At 68.9% G+C, this 20,624-nt stretch carries 19 protein-coding genes; 6 read left to right on the top strand and 13 right to left on the bottom strand.

What is annotated here, in order from left to right:
• The 4 genes from Q0Z44_RS15410 to Q0Z44_RS15395 form a co-directional block, all read left to right on the top strand.
• Nucleotides 1-796 (top strand): DNA polymerase III subunit delta' (locus Q0Z44_RS15410; RefSeq protein WP_298014331.1); only part of this gene is annotated, 796 nt, incomplete at its 5' end.
• A 186-nt stretch (nucleotides 797-982) separates the two neighbouring features.
• Nucleotides 983-1,357, top strand: a complete 375-nt coding sequence (locus Q0Z44_RS15405) for a PilZ domain-containing protein (RefSeq protein ID WP_298014336.1) — start codon at nucleotides 983-985, stop codon at nucleotides 1,355-1,357.
• Nucleotides 1,358-1,413: 56 nt separating this feature from the next.
• On the top strand, nucleotides 1,414-2,199 hold the full coding sequence (locus Q0Z44_RS15400) for a TatD family hydrolase (RefSeq protein WP_298014328.1): 786 nt from the start codon (nucleotides 1,414-1,416) through the stop codon (nucleotides 2,197-2,199).
• A 139-nt stretch (nucleotides 2,200-2,338) separates the two neighbouring features.
• Nucleotides 2,339-2,542 (top strand): hypothetical protein, encoded by a 204-nt coding sequence (locus tag Q0Z44_RS15395; RefSeq protein WP_298014326.1) that lies wholly within the window; start codon nucleotides 2,339-2,341, stop codon nucleotides 2,540-2,542.
• 85 nt (nucleotides 2,543-2,627) lie between these two features.
• Here the strand turns inward: Q0Z44_RS15395 and Q0Z44_RS15390 are convergent, their stop codons facing one another.
• The 6 genes from Q0Z44_RS15390 to Q0Z44_RS15365 all read right to left on the bottom strand — a co-directional run bounded on the left by Q0Z44_RS15390 (nucleotide 2,628) and on the right by Q0Z44_RS15365 (nucleotide 8,595).
• A complete protein-coding gene (locus Q0Z44_RS15390; RefSeq protein ID WP_298014323.1) occupies nucleotides 2,628-4,991 on the bottom strand; it encodes a CHASE domain-containing protein in 2,364 nt (787 codons plus the stop codon).
• A gap of 130 nt (nucleotides 4,992-5,121) precedes the next feature.
• On the bottom strand, nucleotides 5,122-6,156 hold the full coding sequence (locus Q0Z44_RS15385; protein ID WP_298014320.1) for an amino acid ABC transporter permease: 1,035 nt from the start codon (nucleotides 6,154-6,156) through the stop codon (nucleotides 5,122-5,124).
• Complete coding sequence (locus Q0Z44_RS15380; protein WP_298014317.1) at nucleotides 6,153-7,022, bottom strand: ABC transporter permease subunit; 870 nt, start codon at nucleotides 7,020-7,022, stop codon at nucleotides 6,153-6,155. The genes Q0Z44_RS15385 and Q0Z44_RS15380 overlap by 4 nt, the downstream gene beginning before the upstream one ends.
• A gap of 9 nt (nucleotides 7,023-7,031) precedes the next feature.
• Entirely contained in the window at nucleotides 7,032-8,066 is a 1,035-nt protein-coding gene (locus Q0Z44_RS15375; RefSeq protein WP_298014334.1) for an amino acid ABC transporter substrate-binding protein, read from the bottom strand.
• A gap of 128 nt (nucleotides 8,067-8,194) precedes the next feature.
• The gene (locus Q0Z44_RS15370) at nucleotides 8,195-8,341 is read right to left on the bottom strand and encodes a hypothetical protein (protein ID WP_298014314.1); all 147 of its coding nucleotides are present in this window, start codon (nucleotides 8,339-8,341) and stop codon (nucleotides 8,195-8,197) included.
• Nucleotides 8,338-8,595, bottom strand: a complete 258-nt coding sequence (locus Q0Z44_RS15365; protein WP_298014311.1) for a hypothetical protein — start codon at nucleotides 8,593-8,595, stop codon at nucleotides 8,338-8,340. The genes Q0Z44_RS15370 and Q0Z44_RS15365 overlap by 4 nt, the downstream gene beginning before the upstream one ends.
• A 143-nt stretch (nucleotides 8,596-8,738) precedes the next feature.
• Between Q0Z44_RS15365 and Q0Z44_RS15360 the strand changes: the two genes are divergently transcribed.
• Nucleotides 8,739-9,251 carry a CBS domain-containing protein gene (locus Q0Z44_RS15360; RefSeq protein ID WP_298014309.1) on the top strand — a complete coding sequence of 171 codons (513 nt, stop codon included), beginning with the start codon at nucleotides 8,739-8,741 and terminating at the stop codon, nucleotides 9,249-9,251.
• 84 nt (nucleotides 9,252-9,335) lie between these two features.
• The gene (locus Q0Z44_RS15355) at nucleotides 9,336-10,307 is read left to right on the top strand and encodes a hypothetical protein (protein ID WP_298014304.1); all 972 of its coding nucleotides are present in this window, start codon (nucleotides 9,336-9,338) and stop codon (nucleotides 10,305-10,307) included.
• An 88-nt stretch (nucleotides 10,308-10,395) separates the two neighbouring features.
• Here Q0Z44_RS15355 and Q0Z44_RS15350 read toward each other — a convergent pair whose 3' ends face one another.
• The 7 genes from Q0Z44_RS15350 to Q0Z44_RS15320 all read right to left on the bottom strand — a co-directional run.
• Nucleotides 10,396-11,397, bottom strand: coding sequence for a DUF72 domain-containing protein (locus Q0Z44_RS15350; protein WP_298014301.1), 1,002 nt, complete (start codon nucleotides 11,395-11,397; stop codon nucleotides 10,396-10,398).
• The gene (locus Q0Z44_RS15345) at nucleotides 11,394-12,065 is read right to left on the bottom strand and encodes an ABC-type transport auxiliary lipoprotein family protein (protein ID WP_298014299.1); all 672 of its coding nucleotides are present in this window, start codon (nucleotides 12,063-12,065) and stop codon (nucleotides 11,394-11,396) included. The genes Q0Z44_RS15350 and Q0Z44_RS15345 overlap by 4 nt, the downstream gene beginning before the upstream one ends.
• Nucleotides 12,062-13,036, bottom strand: coding sequence for an MlaD family protein (locus tag Q0Z44_RS15340; protein WP_298014297.1), 975 nt, complete (start codon nucleotides 13,034-13,036; stop codon nucleotides 12,062-12,064). The genes Q0Z44_RS15345 and Q0Z44_RS15340 overlap by 4 nt, the downstream gene beginning before the upstream one ends.
• Complete coding sequence (locus Q0Z44_RS15335; RefSeq protein WP_298014294.1) at nucleotides 13,033-13,788, bottom strand: ATP-binding cassette domain-containing protein; 756 nt, start codon at nucleotides 13,786-13,788, stop codon at nucleotides 13,033-13,035. The genes Q0Z44_RS15340 and Q0Z44_RS15335 overlap by 4 nt, the downstream gene beginning before the upstream one ends.
• Before the next feature lie 3 nt (nucleotides 13,789-13,791).
• Nucleotides 13,792-14,574, bottom strand: a complete 783-nt coding sequence (locus Q0Z44_RS15330) for an ABC transporter permease (RefSeq protein WP_298014291.1) — start codon at nucleotides 14,572-14,574, stop codon at nucleotides 13,792-13,794.
• Nucleotides 14,571-19,682 carry a malto-oligosyltrehalose synthase gene (locus Q0Z44_RS15325; RefSeq protein WP_298014289.1) on the bottom strand — a complete coding sequence of 1,704 codons (5,112 nt, stop codon included), beginning with the start codon at nucleotides 19,680-19,682 and terminating at the stop codon, nucleotides 14,571-14,573. The genes Q0Z44_RS15330 and Q0Z44_RS15325 overlap by 4 nt, the downstream gene beginning before the upstream one ends.
• A gap of 28 nt (nucleotides 19,683-19,710) precedes the next feature.
• A partial coding sequence (locus Q0Z44_RS15320; protein ID WP_298014286.1) for a DUF3459 domain-containing protein occupies nucleotides 19,711-20,624 on the bottom strand: 914 nt, incomplete at its 5' end.

The following is a 20,624-nucleotide window of genomic DNA, read 5'->3' as shown; positions in this document are numbered from 1 at the left end:
GCCCGAGGCCCTGCAGCTCAGCCTGGGCTGGGGCGCCGCGGGGGCCGAGCCCGTCGCGTCCGACGGCGAGAAGGGCAGCAAGACCCGCAAGCCCAGCCAGGAAATCAAGGTGGACGCCATCCGGCAGGTGGTTCAGTTTTCGCAGCACACTGCTTCACGCGGCCGGGCCAAGGTGGTGCTGGTGCACCCGGCCGAGCGCATGAACATGGTGGCGGCCAACACGCTGCTGAAGACCCTGGAGGAGCCGCCCGGGCAGGTGCGATTCGTTCTCAGCGGTGCGGCGCTTGACCAGTTGCTGCCCACGGTGCGCAGCCGCTGCCAGGCCTGGCGGCTTCCCATGCCCGACGCCGCCACGGCCATCCACTGGCTCTGTGACACGGTAGAGGGGCTGGACGAGACCGCAGCGGCCGTGCTGCTGGCTGGCGCGGGCGGGCAACCGCTGACCGCGCTGGCGCGTCACCAGATGGGCGTCGATGCGCGACTTTGGCCGCAGCTGCCGAAGGCCGTGGCACAGGGCGAGGCGGGTTTGGTGTCGGCCTGGCCTTTGCCCCTGTTGATCGAGACGCTGCAGAAGATCTGCCATGACGTCTGCTGTGTGGCGGTGGGGGCGGCCCCCCGTTTCTTTCCGGCCGGCAGCCTGCCGGAAGGGGCTGACCTTGAGCGGCTCACCGTGTGGTCGCAGGATTTGCGCAAGGCCAGCCGACATGCCGAGCACCCGTGGAATGCCGGCTTGAAGGTCGAGAGCCTGCTGCTGCAGGCCCGGGCGGCGCTGGCGCGTCCTCGCCCCGCGCGCTAACCCTCCCCAGCCATCGACCTTGGCCCCTGCAATCAAGGGTGTATCGGCTGGTAAAGAGGTGGGGCGTTGCCAACTGGTTCACGTGCTGGCTGAGGGTGCCGGCGTTAAACTCGTCACACGATGAGTGAATTCCAGACGACGGCCATGCCCTCTGCTTTCGCGCCGACCGGCCCGGGGCGTTCGGCCATGGGTGCGGCGGGCGCAGGGGCACCTGCTGCCACGGGCCGGCCGAGCGTCATTCAGTTGGTTTTCCGCGAGAAGGGCGCGCTGTACGCCGCCTACATCCCCGCTTTCACCGATGGGGGGTTGTTCGTGCCCACCACCCGTGAATACACGCTGGGCGATGACATCTACCTTCTGCTCTCGCTGCCCGAAGACCCTCAGCGCTACCCGGTGGCGGGCAAGATCGCATGGATCACGCCGGCCAACGCATCCGGCGGCCGCACGCAGGGCGTCGGCGTTCGCTTTCCGGCCGACGAGAAGACCCGCCTGCTGCGCCTGAGGATCGAGCAGATCCTCGGCACCAACATCTCGTCGAGCAAGCCCACTCAGACGCTGTGAAGGCTTTGCGGCAACAATAGCGGGTTCACCGACCCGTTTGTTGCCACGGCCCTTCCATGTTCGTCGATTCGCATTGCCACCTCAACTTCCCGCAGTACACCGAGCAGCTTGACCAGGTTCGCGCCGAGATGGCCGCGGCCGGGGTGGACCGGGCGCTGTGCATCAGCACCACGCTGGAAGAGTTTCCGCAGGTGCATGACCTGGCCCTGCGCTTCGACAACTTCTGGGCCACGGTGGGCGTGCACCCGGACAACGACGATGTGCTGGAGCCCTCGCTCGACGACCTGCTGACGCGGGCCGCGTTGCCGCGCGTGGTGGGCATCGGCGAGACGGGGCTCGACTACTACCGCCTCGAGGGACGCAGCGTGGACGACATGGACTGGCAGCGCGAGCGCTTCCGTGTCCACATCGAGGCGGCAAGACAGACACGCCTGCCCCTGGTGATCCACACGCGCCAGGCCAGTGACGACACGATCGCCATCCTGCGCGAAGCGGGGCAGGGCGAGGTCACGGGCGTTTTCCATTGCTTCACGGAAACCGAGGCCGTGGCCCGGGCCGCGCTCGACATGGGTTTCATGATCTCGTTTTCGGGCATCCTCACTTTCAAGAACGCCGCAGACCTGCGCGACGTGGCCCGCTTCGTGCCGCTGGACCGCTGCCTGATCGAGACCGACAGCCCCTACCTGGCCCCGGCGCCTTACCGCGGCAAGACGAACACGCCGGCCTACGTGCCGTACGTGGCAAAGCAACTGGCCGATGTGAAGGGCCTGTCACCCGAGGCCGTAGGCGAGGCGACGTCAGCCAATTTCGAGGAATTGTTCTCGCGCGTGCGGGCCGCCTGAGGGTGGACCCGCGGGCTGCTTCTTACACGGTGTCAGAAAATTTCTGACAGGCGGTTTGGCGGTGTGACGACTACCGCCGATGGGCACCGATCTCTACGATCACATCCATCGACACACCCCTTGCACCTCGGAGACAGCCATGCAAAAGCCCGGTCTTTTCACCAACCCGTTTGCCCTCATGATGGACCCGCAGGCCGTGCTGGAAGCCATCGAAGGCTCGGAGCGGCTGAAGCGCCTGCACAGCCGCATCTGCCGTCCGTTGGACAAGCCCCTGATTCCCCTGGTTCAGAACGACGATGCGTCGATGCTGGACGATGACGCCTTCGATGCGTCCATCGCCTGAGCCAGCGATCCTGTTTCTCTCGGCAATGCGTGTTTTGGCCCGCCTTCACAGGCGGGCCTTTTTCATGGCGATGCCGGGTCGGGTGTCATTCCGGTCGCGTGCTGTAGAAGCGGTAGGTGGCGCGCCCGGCCTCCTTGGCCTTGTAGAGCGCGGTGTCGGCATGCTGGATCAGCGTGTCGGCGTCATGCCCGTCGTCGGGGAACAGGCTGATGCCGACGCTGCAGCCGACGTGGGCCTCGTGGCCGCCGGGCAGGTGGAAGGTCTGTTGCATGCGCTCGATGATGGCGCGTGCCACCACGGCAGCGCCTTCGGAGCTGGCCAGATCCTCGAGCACGATGACGAATTCGTCGCCGCCCAGGCGGGCCACCGTGTCGTTTTCACGAAGGTGCAGCCGCAGTCGCCGTGAGGCGGCCTTCAGGAGCTCATCGCCCGCCTGGTGGCCCAGCTGGTCGTTGACGGCCTTGAAGCGGTCGAGGTCCAGGAAGAGCACGGCGCAGGTGGTCTGGCCACGGTGGGCGCGCTCCAGGGTGTGTTCGAGCCGCGAGTGCAGCAACAGCCGGTTGGGCAGGTCGGTCAGCGCATCGTGGTGGGCCAGGTGTTCGAGCTGCGTCTCGGCGTGCTGGATACGCGTGATGTCGGTGAAGACGCCGACATAGCTCGTTGTCTCGCCCGCGTCGTTGTGCACGGCGCTGACGGTCAGCCAGCCCGGGTACACCTCGCCGCCCTTGCGGCGGTTCCAGATCTCGGCCTGCCAGTGCCCGCGGCTGAGCAGGTCTCGCCACATGGTGTGAAAGAAGCTGCGCTCGTGGCGTCCGGAGGCGAGCAGGCGCAGGTTCTGGCCCCGCACCTCGTCTTCGGTGTACTCGGTGATGCGCTCGAAGGCCGGGTTGACCGCCAGCACGTGCCCGCCCGAGTCGGTGATCGCGACGCCTTCCTGCGTGCTGCGGAAGACGGTGGCGGCCAGCCGCAGGCGCTCTTCCTGCTCGTGGCGGCTGGTGATGTCGCGTGTGACCTTGGTGAAGCCCTTGACGCGGCCGTTGCCGTCGCGCATGGCGGTGAGCAGCACACTGGCCCGGAAGCGGCTGCCGTCCTTGCGCACCCGCCAGCCTTCCTCGCTGTACTGTCCGTTGACGAGGGCGGTGGCCAGGGCCTGCGCCGGGGCAGCGGCCCGCACGGCCTCCTCGGGGTAGAAGCAGCTGAAGTGGCGCCCCGTGATCTCTTCGGTGCGCCAGCCGTGGATGCGCTGGGCGCCAGCGTTCCACGTCATCACGATGCCCTGTTCGTCGAGCATCAGCACGGCATAGTCCTGCAGGCTCGCGACCATGAGCCGGAAGCGCTCTTCACCTTCCGCCAGTGCCGTGGTCAGTTCATCGGCCATGCGGCGTGCGCGTTCACGGGTGTTGATCCAGACCCAGCTCAGCACACACAGCAGGATGCCGATCAGGCCCACGCCGGTCATGATGAGCCAGCGCGTGTCATGGCGGTTCAGGGCCGCGAACTCGTCGAGCGCACGGTAGCGCAGCAGCCACTCGCGGCCGTGCAGCGTCATGCGGCGTTCGTGCACCAGCGGCGTTGCCGCGGCGGGTGTGACCGGGGCGTCGTTGTTCGACAGGCTGTCGAACAGCAGCTCGGGCCGGGCGCCGCCATCCGGGCCCAGGTCGTACAGCTGCACCTGCGCCACGTTCAGCTCGGTCTGCAGCACCGCGGTGATCAGGTCCTTGAGGCGAAACGGCGCATAGACCCAGCCGACGACGTTGGCCTGGCGCAAGGCCTCGGTGGACGGCTTGCGCCCGCCGCGGTACACCGGCAGGTAGGCCAGTACACCGGGTTGCACGTCGGAATCGGTTTCCTGCACCAGCCGGACCTTGCCGCTGTAGGCGATGTCGGCCGTGGCGGTTGCCCGATCCATTGCGGCCCGCCGTACAGGTTCGGAGTACATGTCGAAGCCGAAGGCCCGCAGGTTGCGGCCATAGAAGGGCTCGAGGTAGACGATCGCCGAGTAGACGGGGCGGGAGCCCGGCGGGGTCACGTCGTATTCCGGGAACCCTTCTGCGCGTACCCCGTGCACATGCGCCTCGAGATCCGCCGGCTGGATGCGCTGACTGAATCCGAGCCCCTGGATGCCGACATAGCCTTCGTCGAGCGCGAGCGCGGTGACGTAGTCGCGCCATTCGGCGCGGGAGACGCTTTGTGACGCGGCAAAGAAGCCTGCCGCACCGCGGAGGATCTCGTCATAGGTGCTGATGCGCTCGCGCAGGCGGTCGTGCAGGCGCGCTGCGTGGGCCTGGAATTGCCGTGTGAGGGTGGCTTCTTCCTGGACATTCAGCGTGCGGTTCACGAAGAACAGGGCAAGCACGGTGATGGCCAGGGGCAGCAGGGTCGGCAGATGACGGTAGCCGACCACGGGCGGCGCGTCTGCTGAAGGAGCTGGGGAAGCGAGGTCCGGCATGGTGCTGGCATCATCCCCTGCGTTGGTCGTAGACCCCCGGCGTGCCGGCAGGGGGCTGGCGCGCGCCTGGGCATTCTGGCCTGTGCTTCTCGGGCTGACCAGCAAAAAAGGCGCCCGAGCGTGGCGCCGATTACACGGTAGGGGGGGAGAGGCGGTGTTCCAGGTGTCGCCCGAGTCGCGCCAGCGTCACGCAAAGCAGGAAGTAGAGCGCAGCCACGAAGAGGTAGGCCTCAACATAGAAAGGGCGCCAGTCGGCATCGCCGCCGATGGCAAGGCCGAGCGCACCGCTGAGTTCGTGCAGACCGATCACCATGACCAGCGAGGTGTCCTTGAGCAGGCCGATGGCGTGGCTGACCAGCGGGGGCAGCGTGGCCCGAACGGCTTGCGGCAGCACGATGCGCCGCTGGATGCCCCACCAGCCGAGCCCCAGCACCCGGGCCGCTTCGGTCTGTTCCGTGGGCACGGTCTGCAGTCCGCCGCGCAGGATCTCGGCGAGGTAGGCCCCGGCAAACACGCCCAGCACAAGCAGCACGCGCGGCAGAAGACCCGGTGTCCATGACGTGGGGAGCGCCGCGGGCATGGCGAACGCCGCGGCAAACAGCCAGATCACCAGGGGCGCGCCTCGCACGACCTCGATGACCGCCGTGCAAGGGGCGGACAGGATGACCCACGGTGCACGCCGGCCGTAAGCCAGCCCGATGCCCACCGGCCAGGCCAGGCACCAGGCGCCGATGGCCAGCAGCAGGGTGAGCGGCAAGCCGCCCCATTGTTCGGGCGGCACGGGCGCGAGGCCTGCCCAGCCGCCACGCAGCAGCGCCACGCTGACGCCGAATCCCACCACGGCGAGGCCGGTCAGGGCCCGGCGTCGGGCTGCGGTGTGCGGACGCCAGGCGAGGGCGCCGGCAGCCCCGAACGTGCACCCCGCGAGAAGCAGGGCCGCGAGCGCCGGCCGCCATTGGTCCTCGAACGGGAAGTGCCCGAACAGCATGGGCCGCCACTTGGCTGCCACGACGCCCCAGCAGGCGCCTGCATGGTCGAGCGCACGGCAGGCGGCCAGATCGGGCGCGAAGACGGCCCGCAGCACGGCCCAGTCCAGCACCTGCCACGCCAGCCACAGCAGGCCGAGCAGCACCACGGCATCGAGCACGCGGCGGGGCCGGATCATGCGGTGCCCCCGGCATGCCGACGGTTGAAGGCGTTCATCAAGCCACTGGCCAGCGCGGACAGCAGCAGGTAGCTCAGCGCCATCACGAGCAGGCACTCCAGCGTGCGGCCCGACTGGTTGAGTGCCGTGTTGCCCACCGAGACCAGATCGGGGTAGCCCACCGCCACGGCCAGCGACGAGTTCTTGATGAGGTTGACGTACTGGTTGGTGGCGGCCGGCACGATGGTGCGCCAGGCCTGCGGCAGCACCACGCGCCACAGCGCCTGCAGCCTGGTGGCACCCAGCGTGGAGGCGGCCTCGGCCAGTGAGGCTGGCACGGCTTCCAGCCCGCCGCGGATGACTTCGGCGAGAAAGGCTGCGGTGTAAAGCGTCAGGGCCCATGCCACGGCCAGGTACTCCGGCGTGACGGCCGCGCCGCCCATCACGTTGAAAGTGCCTTGCTCCGGCCATTGCCACAGCCCGGCCGCGAGGCGATCGGTTTCCGCCGTCCAGGCCGTCGGCCACGGAAAGGCGAGCCCGCCCTTGCTGAGCCAGAAGCCGTCGGCGAGCTGCCAGGCCGCGCCGGAATCAGGCAGCCATTCGATCACGACGAAGTACCACATCAGCAGTTGCACGAGCAACGGCACATTGCGCACGGCCTCGACCACGAAGACCGACAGCCGACGCAAGGGCCCGCTGGGGCTGCGCCGACCAAGGGCCAGGAGCAACCCCAGCACGGTGGCCGCCAGCAGGGCAGGCAGGCTCACGCGCAGGGTGTTGCCCAGGCCGACCAGCAAGGCCTTCCAGAGCGGCTGCGCGGCTTCGAAGACCAGCAGCCCGGTCTCGCCGATCTCGAAGCCCGCGGGCTGCGACAGAAAGTCCAGCATGCAGCCAGGTCAGCGCACCGGCGGGGCGTACATCAGCCCCCCCTGGTTCCACAGGCGATTCAGGCCCCTTGGCAGCTTGAGCACCGACTGGTTGCCGACGTTGCGCTCGAACACCTCGCCGTAGTGCCCCACCGCCTGGATGGCCCGGAAGGCCCAGTCCTTCTCGAGCCCGAGCAGTTTGCCGGTGTCTTCGCCGGTGCCGAGCAGCCGTTGCACGGCCGGGTCGTCGCCCTTGCGTCGCTCGGCCGCGTTGGCCTTGGTGATGCCGAGCTCCTCGGCCTCCTGCAGCGCAAAGACCGTCCAGCGGACAACGGCAAACCACTCGTCGTCGCCGCGGCGCACCAGGGGGCCCAGCGGTTCTTTCGAGATCAGCTCGGGCAGGATGACGTGGTCTTCCGGCTTCGGCGCTTCCTTGTTCCGGATGCCCGACAGGGCAGAGACATCGGTGGTGAACGCCTGGCAGCGGCCAGCGAAGTAGGCCTTGAAGGCGGCTTCGTAGGTGTCGAAGACCACGGGCTTGATGCCGAGGCGGTGGGTGCGCGAGAAATCGGCGAGGTTCTTCTCGTTGGTGGTGCCCGACTGGGTGCAGACCTGCGCGCCCTTGAGCTGGCGCGCGCCGGTGACCTTCAGCTTTGCCGGGAGCAGAAAGCCCTGGCCGTCGTAATACGTGACGGCGGTGAAGTGAAGGCCGAGCGAGGCATCGCGGGTGAGCGTCCAGGACGTGTTACGCGCCAGCACGTCGACCTGACCGGACTGCAGTGCGGCGAAGCGCTGCTGCGAGGTCAGGGGCACGAAGGCGACCTTGTCGGGCTGGCCCAGCACGGCGGCGGCCACCGCGCGGCAGACGTCCACATCGAGGCCGCTCCAGAGGCCCTTGGCATCGGCGGCGGAAAAGCCCGCCACACCGTTGCTCACCCCGCAGCGCAGCTGTCCGCGCTGCTTGATGGCGTCGAGCGTCTTGCCCGCATGGGCGGCGCCCGAGATGGACAGTTGCACGATGAGCGCAAGGAGCAGGGTCGGCAGGGCAGTGAAGCGGCGGCGCATGGCGGGATCAGGCAGTGGCGGGGCGAAGGCGTCAATCGCCATGGCCTCGAGCATACGTGAGCACCGCCGCCCGTGCCGTGCTACGGGCTTGTCGCCGCCTGGCAAGCGTTACGGCAAGGCTTGCCGCGTCAGCGCACGCTGCGGTGCCTGCCTTTGAGCCACCACCACACGACCGCCACTGCCAGGCCGATCACCGTGGGGATGGGAAAGACCAGAAAGCACAGCACGGCTGCGGCCACTGCCAGCAGACCAATCACATAGTTGAGGTAGTTCATGGACGTGCTCCTTTGAGGGGAGGCGGTGCGTGGCCCGCGTCGTTGTTGGCGCCCGGGCCGCCCTGGGTATCGCCGTCGGGCTGGCCCGACAGGCTGCCTGCCTTGCCGGATGGATCGTCGTAGCCCTGCTCGACGTTGTCGAGAGCCGCCTCTTCCCGCTGGCGGGCCTTGGCGGTGTCTGTGCCTGGGGGCAGAGGTGCAGGCCCAGTGATGGCGGGGTCGGCGGGGGAGGGCGGTGTCGGGGATGCGGGCATGCGGGGCTCCTGTGGTCGGACACCCTGGGGCGGCAAGCCCCATGCCGCGAGTTGCTTTGAGACGGCATGACCCCGCTTGCATGTCGGTACACCGCTTGCCGCACTTCGGGCTCCACTGACCCGTTCGCTACAAGGAGACGGACATGACACAGGTATCTCAAGCCATGACCCGGGGTGTGCGCACCATCGCCCCCCATGACACCCTGGTGGCCGCTGCGCAGGCCATGGAAGAACTCGACATCGGCGCGCTGCCGGTCTGCGATGGCGATCGGCTCGTGGGCATGCTCACGGACCGGGACATCGTGATTCGGGCGGTGGCGCAATCGTGCGCGATCGAAGACACCACAGTGGCCGATGTGATGACGGAGGACACGGTCTGTTGTTTCGAAGACCAATCCATCGATGAAGTGCAGGAGCAGATGAGCGATTCCCAGATTCGCCGTGTGCCGGTGGTGGACCGCGAGAAGCACCTCGTGGGCATGCTGTCGCTGGGCGATCTGGCCGTGAAGGGCGGCGGCCGCCTTGATGACACGCTGGAGGCGATCTCTCAGCCTGCGGAGCCCGACCGATCGGGGCAATCCCAGGCAAGCGGGGGCGCGGGCGGCGGGTCGTCGCGACAGCAGGCTGGCTCATTGGACGACGACGTGCGGCATTGAGCGCGAGCGCGGGCATGGGGCTTGCCGTTCGCTGGCTCAACGAGGGGCGTGTGAGCCCCACCGATCCACGAGCCAGGAGACACCATGAGCCCCATTGCTTCGGTTGCCGATTCGACCCCCGCCCGGCGCGCGATGCCCGACCCCCTGCAGGCCACGGAGGCCGCGTCTGGGTTGTCATGGGGCGCGGCGCTGGCCGGGGCTGTTGCGGCCACGGCGCTGTCTTTCATCCTCGTGGTGCTGGGCGTTGGGTTGGGGCTGTCGAGCGTCTCGCCGTGGTCCTACCGCGGCGCAGAAGCGTCGACGCTCGCCGCGTCAGCCATCCTGTGGGTGACCGTGACCCAGGTGCTGTCGTCGGGGCTGGGAGGCTACATCGCGGGCCGTCTGCGTGGCCGCTGGACCCGCTTGCGCAGCCCCGAAGTGTTCTTCCGTGACACGGCGCATGGGCTGGTTGCGTGGAGCGTGGCCACCCTCGTCATGGCAGGCCTGATGGGTTCTGCCTTGACGGGCGTGCTGGGACAGACGGCGCGCACCGCCAGCGCTGTCGTGGGTTCCGCGGCCGACGCGGCGCTCGGGTCTGGCTCACTGAGTGATCCTGCTGGGTACTGGGTGGATACGTTGCTGCGCGGTGATCCCCTGGCGCAGACCGCTCCGGCCGACCCGACTGCGCCGCAAGCGGCTCCCTTGCCCCCTACTGGAGGCGCCGACCCGGCCGCCGAGCGCATGCAGGCCGCGCGCATCGTGCTGAACGCCCTGCGCACCGGTGCGTTGCCCAACGAAGACGTGCGCTATCTGGCGCAACTGGTGTCGGCCCGCACCGGCCTGCCACCGGACCAGGCTGAGCAGCGTGTGCGCACGCAGTTCGCCAAAGCCAAGCAGACGATGGCCGATGCCGAAAACACGGCCAAGCAGAAGGCGGACGATGCTCGCCGAGCGAGTGCCTACGGCGCGCTGTGGATGTTCGTGGCCCTGCTGGCCGGTGCCTTTGTGGCCGCGGCCATGGCGACTTTTGGCGGGCGGCAGCGGGATGCCGCCGTGCTGCACGGCTCGTCGATCTGACGGCTTCTCCCTCTTCAACTCCATCAGGAAGGAACACACACCATGGGACCAATCTTGTTGTGGCTGCTGGGCGTGCCGCTGCCCATCATCATTCTTCTGGCGCTTTTCGTTTTTTGACGGGCGCTTTGCGCGGCCGGGCTTCGAAACCCGGTATGTCGAACCGGTCGCCTTCGGCAGACAGGGGGCTGGGCAGGCCGAGGCGCTTCATCAGTCTCGCCGCATCGAAAGGGGCACGGACCTTGATGTCGTTGTCGAAATGACAGCACACCAGGCGTCCCACCGCCCGCAGCGGTGGCAGGCCAGAGGCCTGGCGTGCGTCGTCAACCTGCCCGCCGGCATGCCACACGCGGATGCGTTCGGCCCAGGCGTCCAGCGCTTCGTCGTCGTAGCCGCTGGCGTACAGCTCCTTGTCGCCGTGCAGGCGCAGGTACATCACGTCGCTGGTGGGCTCTTCGATCAGCGGCCATTTGCCCGCCGTGTCGGCCACCACCAGCGCCACGCGGTGGCGGCGCAGCTGCTCGACAAACTCGCGGCAAGCAAAGCTGGCATGGCGCACTTCCATCACGTGATGCAGCACACCGCGATGAGTGACGTCGAGCGCCGTGCGGCCCGCCATGAACGGGTCGTGATCGCGGGCGAGGGTGAGGGCGCCGTCGGTGTGATGGGGCAGAAACGCGAGGAAGTCCTCGACGACGTCGGGCTCGTAATGCAGGGATGGCGGCAGCTGCCACAGCATCGGGCCCAGCTTGGGACCGAGCGCAAGCACCCCCGAGGCCAGGAAGTTGGCGATGGGGCCGCGCGGGTCGGCCAGGCGGCGTATGTGCGTGATGTACCGCGGCGCCTTGACGCTGAAGAGGAAGTCGTCCGGGGTGTCGGCCACCCACGCGAGGTAGTCCTTGGGGCGCAGCAGGCCATAGAACGAGCCGTTGATCTCGATGGTGTTGAAAGCCCGCGAGGCATAGGCCAGCTCACGGTGCTGGGCCAGGCCCTCGGGATAGAACACCCCGCGCCAGGGCGGGTAGCGCCAGCCTGAAATGCCGATGCGGACCCCGCACGAGGGCAATGTGGGCGACGCTGCGGCATCGCTCATGGCGTTACCGCCGGGATGGGCGTGAAGGGGGGCGGCGTGACGGCGTCGGCCACCTCGACGCTCAGACGGTCGAGCACCGCGCCCATGGCGGCAGCCTGGCCGGCGGGTGTTCGTGGTGCGACCGGAATGGTGTGCACCGCGCGCCCCTGGCCATCGAGCCGCGGGCTGGCGGCACCCGGTTTGGCGGTGGCTTCGGCGCGGCTGGGCGCATCGAGCCACCAGTGCACGCCAGCGCGCAGCACGGCTTCCGGCATCTGCACATCGAATGGCGAGAGGTCGACCCGCAGCACGAGAGTCGGGGTGGCGGTCGGGCAGGTGCGCACGCACACCGTCCAGCCGGGCAGGGCGCCACGCAAGCGCATGGCGAGGTGTTCCGTCAGGGTCACGTCCAGGCGATCGGCCCAGCGTACACCGGGCCAATGCGCCACCGTGCTGGCGCCTTCGCGGTACCGCACCTCGCTGTCCTGGTGATGTTCAGGCAGGCCGACGCGGCGCACCGCCAGCACGGGCGCATCCGGGGCGCGCCCGGCCGGCAGTCGGGCTGCCCACGGCTGCGAGGCGGCCGCAGGCAGCGGCAGGGTCAGCAGATAGGACGCGGGCCGGCTCTGGCAGCCCGTGAGCCAGGCCAGGGCGAGCAGGCAGACGCCAGGCAGGGGTCGCCACATCATGGTTCGCGGTCTCCTCCGAAAATGAGCGCGTTCGGCTTGCGCTCCAGCCTTTCCGACAAGGTGCGGAGGTTGCGCGCCGACAGGGCCAGATCCCGCATCGCGCCCTCAAGATCGGCACGAACCGGGGCGCCGGGGGCGCTGAGTTCGGCGACCTGGCCCATGGCAACTCGGGCCGCATCGGCCGCTTCCCGCGCGCTGCGCAGGCTCTGCTGCAGGTCGGGTGCCGTCTGCTTCAGGACCTGTTCGCTTGTGCGCGACAGCGTTTCGACCGCAGCCAGGGTGCTGCGCGTCTGCTGCTGCACGGCCTCCAGCGCACCCGAGCCGACGGCCAGCGTCCGTTCGGCCTGCTCGGCGGTACGCACCAGTTGTTGGCTGGCGCGGTCGACGCCCGCCTGTGTGGTGCGCAGGGCGTCGTTGAGGGTTGCCATGGTGCGCCGCACGTCGCCCAGCAGGTCGTTAAGGGGCAGGGTGGTCAACTGCTCCAGCAGGGCATCCAGGCGGTCACGGGCGGCCGGGATCTCGGGCACGCGGCTGCGCCCCCGGGACAGGAGTCTTGCCGGTGTGCCGGGCTTGAGGTCGAGGTCGATGCCGGTCTGCCCCGTCACCACGCTCTGAAGCACGAGACGGGCGCGCAGGCCGCGTTGCACCAGGTCCGGGATGCTGTTGAGCCGCTTGCCTTCCTGGCCGCCGATGCGAATGCTGCCGGCCCGGATCGTGAGCCCGACCGGGATGCGTGTGGCCAGGGTGGCGGGATCCACATCGATGTCGATGTCGTCTACTTCACCGACCTTCACCCCGCGGAAGGTGACGGGCGCTCCGATGTACAGCCCGCGCACGCTGCCCTCGAAGTAGACGACGGCGCGCAGGGACTGTCCGAACAGCCCGCCGGTGCCGAGCAGCAACACCGTGGCCACGACGAGCACGATGGCACCCGCCACAAAGACGCCGGTGAGCAAGGCATGGCGCTTCATGGCGTGGTGGTCTCCTCTCGGTTCAGGAAGGCGCGCACGGGCGCGGGAACATCGGCCTCGCGCAGCGCCCGGGGGCTGCCGCGAGCGAGGGGGCGCTTGCGCTCGGCATCCAGAAACAGTCCGTCGTCTGCAATGGCGAACAGGCTGGGCAGTTCGTGGCTGACCAGCACGACCGCCGCGCCCGTGCGCTCGCGGATGCTGAGAATCAGGTCATCCAGCCGTCGGGAGCTGACCGGGTCGAGCCCGGCGGACGGCTCATCGAGAAACAACAGACGGGGCTGCGCCACGATGGCCCGCGCCAGGCCGGCGCGCTTGCGCATGCCGCCGCTGAGTTCGGCGGGCTTGACATGGGCGGCGTCGCTCAGCCCCACCCAGCCCAGCGCCTCCCGGGCCCGGGCCTCGCGCTCTTCGGCCGGCAGGTCGGTGAGCTGCTCAAGCGGCAGCAGCACGTTGTCGAGCACGGACATCGATGACCACAGGGCCGCGCTCTGGAAGAGCACGCCGAACCGGCGCCGCACGGCATTGCGCTTCGCCTCGGACGCGGCCCAGTAGTCCATGCCGTCATAGCGCACGTGCCCGGATGCGGGTTCGTGCAGGCCGATCATGTGGCGCAGCAGGGTGCTCTTGCCGCAGCCGCTGCCGCCCATGATGGCGAAGATGGTGGCGGGCTGGATGTCGAAGCTGACGTGCTCCTGGATCAGGCGTTCGCCGAACCGCATCGTCAGATCCTGAACTTCGACCAGGGGCGTCATCCGTCACACCCCCAGCGCGTTGGCGCACACCGCGAACACCGCGTCCAGCGCGATGACGCCCACGATGCCGCTGACCACGGCACGGGTGGTGGCGAGGCCCACGCCGGCCGCATGGCGCGGGGCGTGCAAGCCGTGAAAGCAGCCGGCCAGCGCCACCAGCACCCCGAAGGCGACCGCCTTGCTGACGCCGAGACCCAGGTGGCTGCCCTGGAGCACCATCAGGCTGCGGTCGAGGTAGGCCTGCGGGGCCAGCTGCAGCATGCCCCACCCCACCAGGAAGCCGCCGAAGAACCCGGCAGCGCACCCGTAGGCGTAAAGCATCGGCATCATGATGACCAGGGCGAGCACGCGGGGCACCACCAGGTGGTCCACCGGCTGAAGGCCGAGCACGCGCAACGCATCGATCTCTTCGTTGGCCTGCATGGTGGCCAGCTCGGACGCGAAGGCTGCGCCGGTGCGACCGCACATCACCACGGCGGTGATGACGGCCCCCATCTCGCGCGCCACGGCGATCGCCACGAGGTCGGCCACGAAGATGCCTGCGCCGAACTTCACGAGCTGCACGGCGCCGACGAACGCGAGGATGGCGCCCACCAACACATTGACCACGAGGACGATGGGCAGGGCACGCGCACTGCTGTCGGCCAGCACCCGGGCGAAGTCGGCGCGACGGAAGCGCCAGCGTGCGGGCAGCCCGTGCGCGATGGCCAGCACGGCCTCGCCAAAAAAGGCCATGGGCGACAGTACGTTGTGCCGCCAGGCATCGCGCAGCGCCTGGGTCGTCATGGGATCGCCTCGCCAGGCGGCGCCGGCAGGAGGCTGGCGGGCACCACCAAGGCCATTGGCCAGTGCGCGAAGGCCTCGGCAACGCGGAGGCGCCAGTGCGCCGTGCCATCTTCTGCCTGAACGTGCTCGATGGGCAGGCGGTGACCGGTCAGGGCGTCGTGCCAGGCGGGCTCACCTTGCACGTCCAGGTGCTCGTCGGGCAGGGCAGGCCAGCTGACCGAGCCCTCGCCCCACAATGCCGGGTCAGCGCCCAGGCCGAGCCGTGTCGCCAGCACGATGCAACGAATGTCACGCGCTTCGTCGTCCTGCCGGATGAATGCGACCACCCGCTCGGCCACATCACCCGTGGGATCGAGCGGCCGGTACGCACCTCGCTCGAACAGGCGTGCCTGCGCCTGCCGCAAGGTCAGCAGCCGCCATGTCACGGCCATCTTGATGTGGCCGCGTGCGGGGGCCTCGAGCCATTGGCGTGCCGCGGTGGTGTCCAGCGCGCCCTCGGCATAGGCGGCCTGGACGTCGTCAAGCAGGGCCTGCATCGCGGGGAAGTCCACCGGACGCCGGTTGTCCGGGTCGACGAGGTTGAACTGCCACGTTTCGCACCCCTGGTAGATGTCGGGCACACCCGGCACCGTCATCTTGAGCAGCAATTGGTTGAGGCTGTTGGCCACGCCCTGCTGCGCCACCGGCGTGACGAAGGCCTGCAGGTCTTTCAGGAAGGGGTTGGGCTCGATCGCGCCCAACAGGCGGTCGATGAAGCGGGCCAGGTCGCCTTCGTGCTCGAGGTTGGGGTTCACCCAGCTGGTGTGGCATTTGGCTTCCCGCAGCGCCTTGAGCATGTAGGCCTGAACACGCTCGCGCAGGCCGTCCAGCGCGGCCTGGTCTGGCGGCTCGAAGGGCCAGATGCCGACCAGGGTCTGGTACAGCAGGTACTCGTCCTGCGGGTCTACGCGCGCGTCGATGCGCTCGGCCAGCGCGCGGTTCATGGTCTGCCACCGACCCAGAGCGACCGCCCATTCGTCCGGCATCTCGGAGAGCACGTTGAGCCGCGCTCGCACGTCTTCCGATCGCTTGCTGTCGTGTGTGGAGGTGGCGAGCATCGCGTGCGGCGTGTGTCGCACCCGAGCCAGGTTGGCCCCGTGGAAGGCCGCCACTGACATCCCGTAGCGCCGCGGATCACCGCCCACCTCGTTGAGTGAGAGCAGCCGGTGGTAACGGTAGAAGGCGGTGTCCTCCATGGCCTTGGCCATGACGGGTGCGGTGAACTGCTGCCAGCGTCGCACAAAGGCCAGCATGGCGGCTCTGCGTGCGGGATCGGCGTCGTGCGGGGCCTGCATCAGCACCTCCTGCACGAAGTCGATGGCGCTGATTTCCGAGGCGGTGCTGTGCCGGCGGGCGTCGGCACACGCCCAGGCCACGTGGCGCTCGTCGACCGCGCTGACGCCCTGTTCGCCGATGTAGGTGCGGTAGACAGGATGGCCGATGGCGACCTCGGTGAGCGCCTCGCGCAGGCGTTTGCGGGTGAAGTCGCAGGTGCGACGGTCCATCACCGCCACACGGTGGAGCGCCTCGGTGACGATCTGCAGGTCGCTCGCCAGCGAGGTGGCCATGATGAGTCGCTTGCTGTCGCGCAGGATGGCGTCGAAATCGGGCAGCGTCCGGATGAAGCTGGCGTAGGCGGCGTTCATCTCGGCCTCGCGCCGACCGTCCACGAACAGGCCGTTGACCACGTTGGCGAAGCGATAGCCGGTGCCACCGTGCACGGGCCAGTCTGCCGGGATGCGTTCGTGCTCGGCCAGGATTTTCTCGACCGCCACATACAGCGCACGGACCGGCTCGTCGCGGGCCACTTGCTGCGCGGCGTGGCGGGCCTGGAGCCGGCGGAAGTAGGCAGCCGGATCACTCAGTCCATCAGGATGGTCGATGCGCAGGCCGTCGATGCGGCCCTCGTCCAGCCAGGCGAAGACCTTGCGGTGCGTGGCCTCGAACACGGCTTCATCTTCCATGCGCACGGCGGCAAGCGTGCTCACATCGAAGAAGCGCCGGTAGTTGACGTCGTCACCCGCCACGCGCCAGAAGGCCAGGCGGTAGGCCTGTCGCTGCAACAGCGCATGCAGTGCGTCGAAGGTGGCCGGATCTCCCGGCCGGCCGTTGAGCACCTGCAGCGCGCCGTCGACCCACAGCCGCACCCAGTCGTGCGCGGCATGGTGGGTGGCCCACTGCTGCTTGAGCAGCCCCTTGTCGCGCTGGCGGCGCGCCCGCGAGGCCGGGTCGGCATCGTTGCGGTCGGGCAGTTGCGCAAAGGCGTCCACCGCCGACTGGACGGCCGCCAGCGTGGCCTCGCTGCCAGCCGTGGGCACCGGCAAGGCGAGGGCGAGCACCGTGGGGTAGTCGCGCGGATCGATCGGGAACCGGTGGGCGTAATAGTGCACCGCGAACTCCCCGTGGTCCGCATCGAACCGCACTTGCAACTCGCCCGACTCGAGCACCTTTCCGTACTGGTCGCCCAGCACGGGCAACAGCACCCGGCCGTGCAACTCGGGCTCGGGCGGGGCCCATTCGATGTCGAAGGCGGTGGCATGCACGGAAGCCGGCCCGCATTCCAGCACGTCGAGCCACCACGGGTTGTCGGCCTCAAGAACGCCCATGTGGTTGGGCACGATGTCGAGCAGTTGCCCCATGCCATGGCGGGCCAGGGCGTCGCACAGCGCCGCATGCGCCTCGGCATCGCCCACTTCCGGGTTCAGGGCCTGGTGGTCGGTGATGTCATAGCCGTGGGTGCTGCCGGCCCGCGCTTTCAGGTAGGGCGAGGCGTAGAGGTGCCCGATGCCCAGCCGTGCAAGGTAAGGCACCGCCTCACGGGCCTGCTCGAAGCGCATGCCGGCATGGAACTGCACCCGGTACGTGGCCCGGGGGATGCGGGCCGTGTCCAGCGAGGGGAGGGCGTCGAGTGCGTGGGCGGGCGAGTCGGGCCGGGGGCGGGCCGCACGCATGGCCTGGGCCACATCGCGCCACCGCGCATCCCGACGAAGGTCTTCGAGCGTGACCGGCAGCTTGACGCGCCAGTTGGGATGCTGCTCCTCCGTGGTGCTGGGCACGTTGACCTGCTCGAGCTGTTGCACGATGTCTTCGAGCTGCACGCCTGCCAGCATCGCCTGGCTGCGGCCCACCAGCGTGCACACCGCCTCGGTGAAGCGCGGGTCACCATCGTCGATCCCCGCGGGGTTGATGCTGCTGCCCTGCGGCCACAGGCCTTCGGCTTCCAGCAGCAGCAAGAGGGCTACGCGTTCATGGGCACGGCCGATCACCTGCTGCCGGCGCTGATCGTCGCTGGGGAAGAGGTTCAGGCGGGCACGCGTCTCGATGTCGTCACCCCGCCACCAGGCGCGCAGCGGGGGCAGATCGTGCGTGCCGACCACTGCGAGCGCCTGCTTCTTCCACTCGCCTGGCGGACGAAACTGACCATCGTCCCGCCGTTCGAAGTAGAGCGGACAGTACGACAGCACGCCGGCTTCGCCCAGCTGCTCGCGAAACCCATCGGGCACGGTGCCGAGGTCTTCACCCACCGCCAGACAGCGGTGTCGGTGGCTCTCGAGTGCCAGCAGACCGAGCAGGTCTTCGAGCGGGTAGCTCATGTAGGTGCCGGCGGCGGCGCCTTGTTCGGGTGGCACCCAGAACAGGCGGCTCAGGGCCATCACATGGTCCAGCCGCAGCGCTCCGGCGTGCCGCATGACGGCGCGCAGCATCTCGATGATGGGCGCGTGTCCGCGTGCCTTGAGCGCCTGCGGCACCATGGGCGGCAGGCCCCAGTCCTGGCCAGCAGGGTTGTACTCCTCGGGTGGTGCGCCGATGTGCACGCCCATGGCAAACAGGTTCGGGTCGCCCCAGGTTTCGGCACCGCCTTCGTTCGCGCCGACGGCCACATCGAGGTAGAGCCCCAGCGGCATGCCCCGTTGCCGCGCGTGGCGCGCAGCCTGTGCAAGTTGCGTGTCGGCCAGCCACTGCAGGTACAGGTGCCACTCGACCTCCACACGGTGCTCGTCGGTCAGGGCGCGGGCCGTGGGTCCGTCGGCGTCCTGCCACTCGGGGGGCCACTGCATCCAGCCCCAGGCGTGGGGATCGCGGCCGTGGGCCATCGCCTGCAGCGTATCGAAGCGCGCCTGCAGCCACAGCGGACGCCCACCGCGTTCGACAAAGGCCTTGAAGGCCCGACTGCGGGGGGTGTCACGCTCGAGATGGTGGCGACGGAAATGCGCGTACAGCAGGCGCAGCACGCCCTGCTTCGCCGCTGCCACACCGGCATGGTCGATGTGCGCGGCCTGACGCAGGGCGTGCAGCTTGCGCTGGAAGGCTGCGCTGCGTACCTGCAGCCGCGCCTGCTCACAGGCTTCGAAATCGGGCACCGCCTCCACGTCAATGTAAAGCGTGTTGAGCGTGGCCCGGTGTGAGGGGCTGTAGGGGCTGGCCCGCTTCGGGTCGTGTGGAAACAGCGCATGCAATGGGCTGAGGCCCACGAAGCCAGCACCCTGCTCGGCGGCCAGGTCGATCAGCTGCCGCAGGTCGCCGAAGTCGCCCATGCCCCAGTTGCGCTCGGATCGCAGCGCATAGAGCTGCACCACCGGGCCCCACCACCGCTCGCCATGGTCGAGGGATTCAGGGACAAAGGCACGCTGGGGGCACAGTACCAGCTCGGTTTCCAGCACGATGGCACCGGCCGCGTCGTGCACGGACAGGCGGTGATAGCCCTCGGGCGGCCATTCGGGCCAGTGGATGGCTCCGTCTTGAACGGGCCCGGCCTGATAGCCACCGTGCTCGAGCTGCAACTGCCAGGTGGTGGCCGCGCGGGCTTTTTCGCCGAGTTCAAGCACCGGCGTGCCCCGCCTGCGCCGCACGCACACGGGGGAGAGCGATTGCGCCTCGCGGGTCTGCCGATGCTGCGCCAGGGCGGCACGCAGGGCCGCCTCGTCTCTGCCGTCGCAGCCCATGGCGCTCAGGAAGTGGCGCAAGGCTGGCTCGGCCAGGGTGCGCTTGTGGCCCCAGTAATCGGTGTACGTGGGCTGAAGGCCGCACGCATCGCCGAGTTCCATCAGCAGCGGCAAGGTCGGGTCCATGAGCGCGTTCTCCCTGTGTTCGTGTCTGTCAGTCAACTGGCAACCAGCGCCATCGTCCCGACCAGGGGCCGAGTTGCGCCGGACTCACATCACCCACGTCGAACAGGGGTGTGACCCGGGCGATGTCGGACGTTGATTCCTCCAGGGCAAGCGCCAGAGCCTGCGCCGACAGGTTCACCTGCATCTGCAACCACCCGGCCGGGATGCCGAAGGCGCTCTCGAACCGCCAACGGATGTCGAGCGCGCGGCCATCGATCACATCCCCAGAATGGCCCGCGCGCGCGAGGCGGTGCAGTGCGGGGTGCAGCGCGTCGTGCCGAACGGTCAGCAGCGCGCGATACCAGGCGCGCCATCGACGTGCGGGCTCCGAGTCGGCCTCCGACCAGTCGAGCTGGCAGCGGCGCCAGGTGGCCTCGTCGCACGGATCGGGGATGCCGGCGCGGGCGGCTTCGTCGCGAAAGGCGCTGAAATGGGCGAACTCCCGGCGGCGCCCGGCCACGACCGCGTCACGCAACTCGCCCTGCCAGTCGGCAAAGTAGAGAAACGGCGTGCGGGCCCCGCGCTCTTCACCCATGAACAGCAGCGGAGGCGAGGGGGACAGGATCAGCATGGCGACGGCCAGCCGCATCGGAGCTTCGTCCACCAGGGCATGCAGTCGCTCGCCATGTGCCCGGTTGCCGATCTGATCGTGGTTGAGCAGGAAGTTCACGGTGCACGGCAGCGGCACGGATTCGGTGGCGCGGCGCCGCGGGTTGTCGGCCTGTTGCGCTTCGTCGGCGAGGTGCGGCGCCCCAACCATGGCAAAGCCCTGGCTCAGTGACTGAGCCAGCATGGACAGGGTCGCGTCGGCGTATTCGGCGTAATACCCTTCCCGCTCGCCCGTGAGCCACACATGAAGTGCGTGGTGGGCGTCGCCACTCCTTTGGGCGTCGAATCGACCGG

This window comes from uncultured Aquabacterium sp. (assembly GCF_947366995.1).
GTDB lineage: Bacteria > Pseudomonadota > Gammaproteobacteria > Burkholderiales > Burkholderiaceae_C > Aquabacterium.
Note: the sequence above shows the minus strand (reverse complement) of the source record. Positions and strands in the feature narration are given on the sequence as shown.

Excerpts from the sequence above, each read along its gene's own strand:
- Q0Z44_RS15405 (WP_298014336.1), top strand. The coding sequence starts at position 983 with ATGGGTGCGGCGGGCGCAGGGGCACCTGCTGCCACGGGCCGGCCGAGC.
- Q0Z44_RS15370 (WP_298014314.1), bottom strand. The coding sequence starts at position 8,341 with ATGAACTACCTCAACTATGTGATTGGTCTGCTGGCAGTGGCCGCAGCC.
- Q0Z44_RS15345 (WP_298014299.1), bottom strand. The coding sequence starts at position 12,065 with ATGATGTGGCGACCCCTGCCTGGCGTCTGCCTGCTCGCCCTGGCCTGG.
- Q0Z44_RS15335 (WP_298014294.1), bottom strand. The coding sequence starts at position 13,788 with ATGACGCCCCTGGTCGAAGTTCAGGATCTGACGATGCGGTTCGGCGAA.
- Q0Z44_RS15355 (WP_298014304.1), top strand. The coding sequence starts at position 9,336 with ATGAGCCCCATTGCTTCGGTTGCCGATTCGACCCCCGCCCGGCGCGCG.
- Q0Z44_RS15365 (WP_298014311.1), bottom strand. The coding sequence starts at position 8,595 with ATGCCCGCATCCCCGACACCGCCCTCCCCCGCCGACCCCGCCATCACT.
- Q0Z44_RS15375 (WP_298014334.1), bottom strand. The coding sequence starts at position 8,066 with ATGCGCCGCCGCTTCACTGCCCTGCCGACCCTGCTCCTTGCGCTCATC.
- Q0Z44_RS15360 (WP_298014309.1), top strand. The coding sequence starts at position 8,739 with ATGACACAGGTATCTCAAGCCATGACCCGGGGTGTGCGCACCATCGCC.
- Q0Z44_RS15330 (WP_298014291.1), bottom strand. The coding sequence starts at position 14,574 with ATGACGACCCAGGCGCTGCGCGATGCCTGGCGGCACAACGTACTGTCG.
- Q0Z44_RS15395 (WP_298014326.1), top strand. The coding sequence starts at position 2,339 with ATGCAAAAGCCCGGTCTTTTCACCAACCCGTTTGCCCTCATGATGGAC.
- Q0Z44_RS15390 (WP_298014323.1), bottom strand. The coding sequence starts at position 4,991 with ATGCCGGACCTCGCTTCCCCAGCTCCTTCAGCAGACGCGCCGCCCGTG.
- Q0Z44_RS15340 (WP_298014297.1), bottom strand. The coding sequence starts at position 13,036 with ATGAAGCGCCATGCCTTGCTCACCGGCGTCTTTGTGGCGGGTGCCATC.
- Q0Z44_RS15325 (WP_298014289.1), bottom strand. The coding sequence starts at position 19,682 with ATGGACCCGACCTTGCCGCTGCTGATGGAACTCGGCGATGCGTGCGGC.
- Q0Z44_RS15350 (WP_298014301.1), bottom strand. The coding sequence starts at position 11,397 with ATGAGCGATGCCGCAGCGTCGCCCACATTGCCCTCGTGCGGGGTCCGC.
- Q0Z44_RS15385 (WP_298014320.1), bottom strand. The coding sequence starts at position 6,156 with ATGATCCGGCCCCGCCGCGTGCTCGATGCCGTGGTGCTGCTCGGCCTG.
- Q0Z44_RS15400 (WP_298014328.1), top strand. The coding sequence starts at position 1,414 with ATGTTCGTCGATTCGCATTGCCACCTCAACTTCCCGCAGTACACCGAG.
- Q0Z44_RS15380 (WP_298014317.1), bottom strand. The coding sequence starts at position 7,022 with ATGCTGGACTTTCTGTCGCAGCCCGCGGGCTTCGAGATCGGCGAGACC.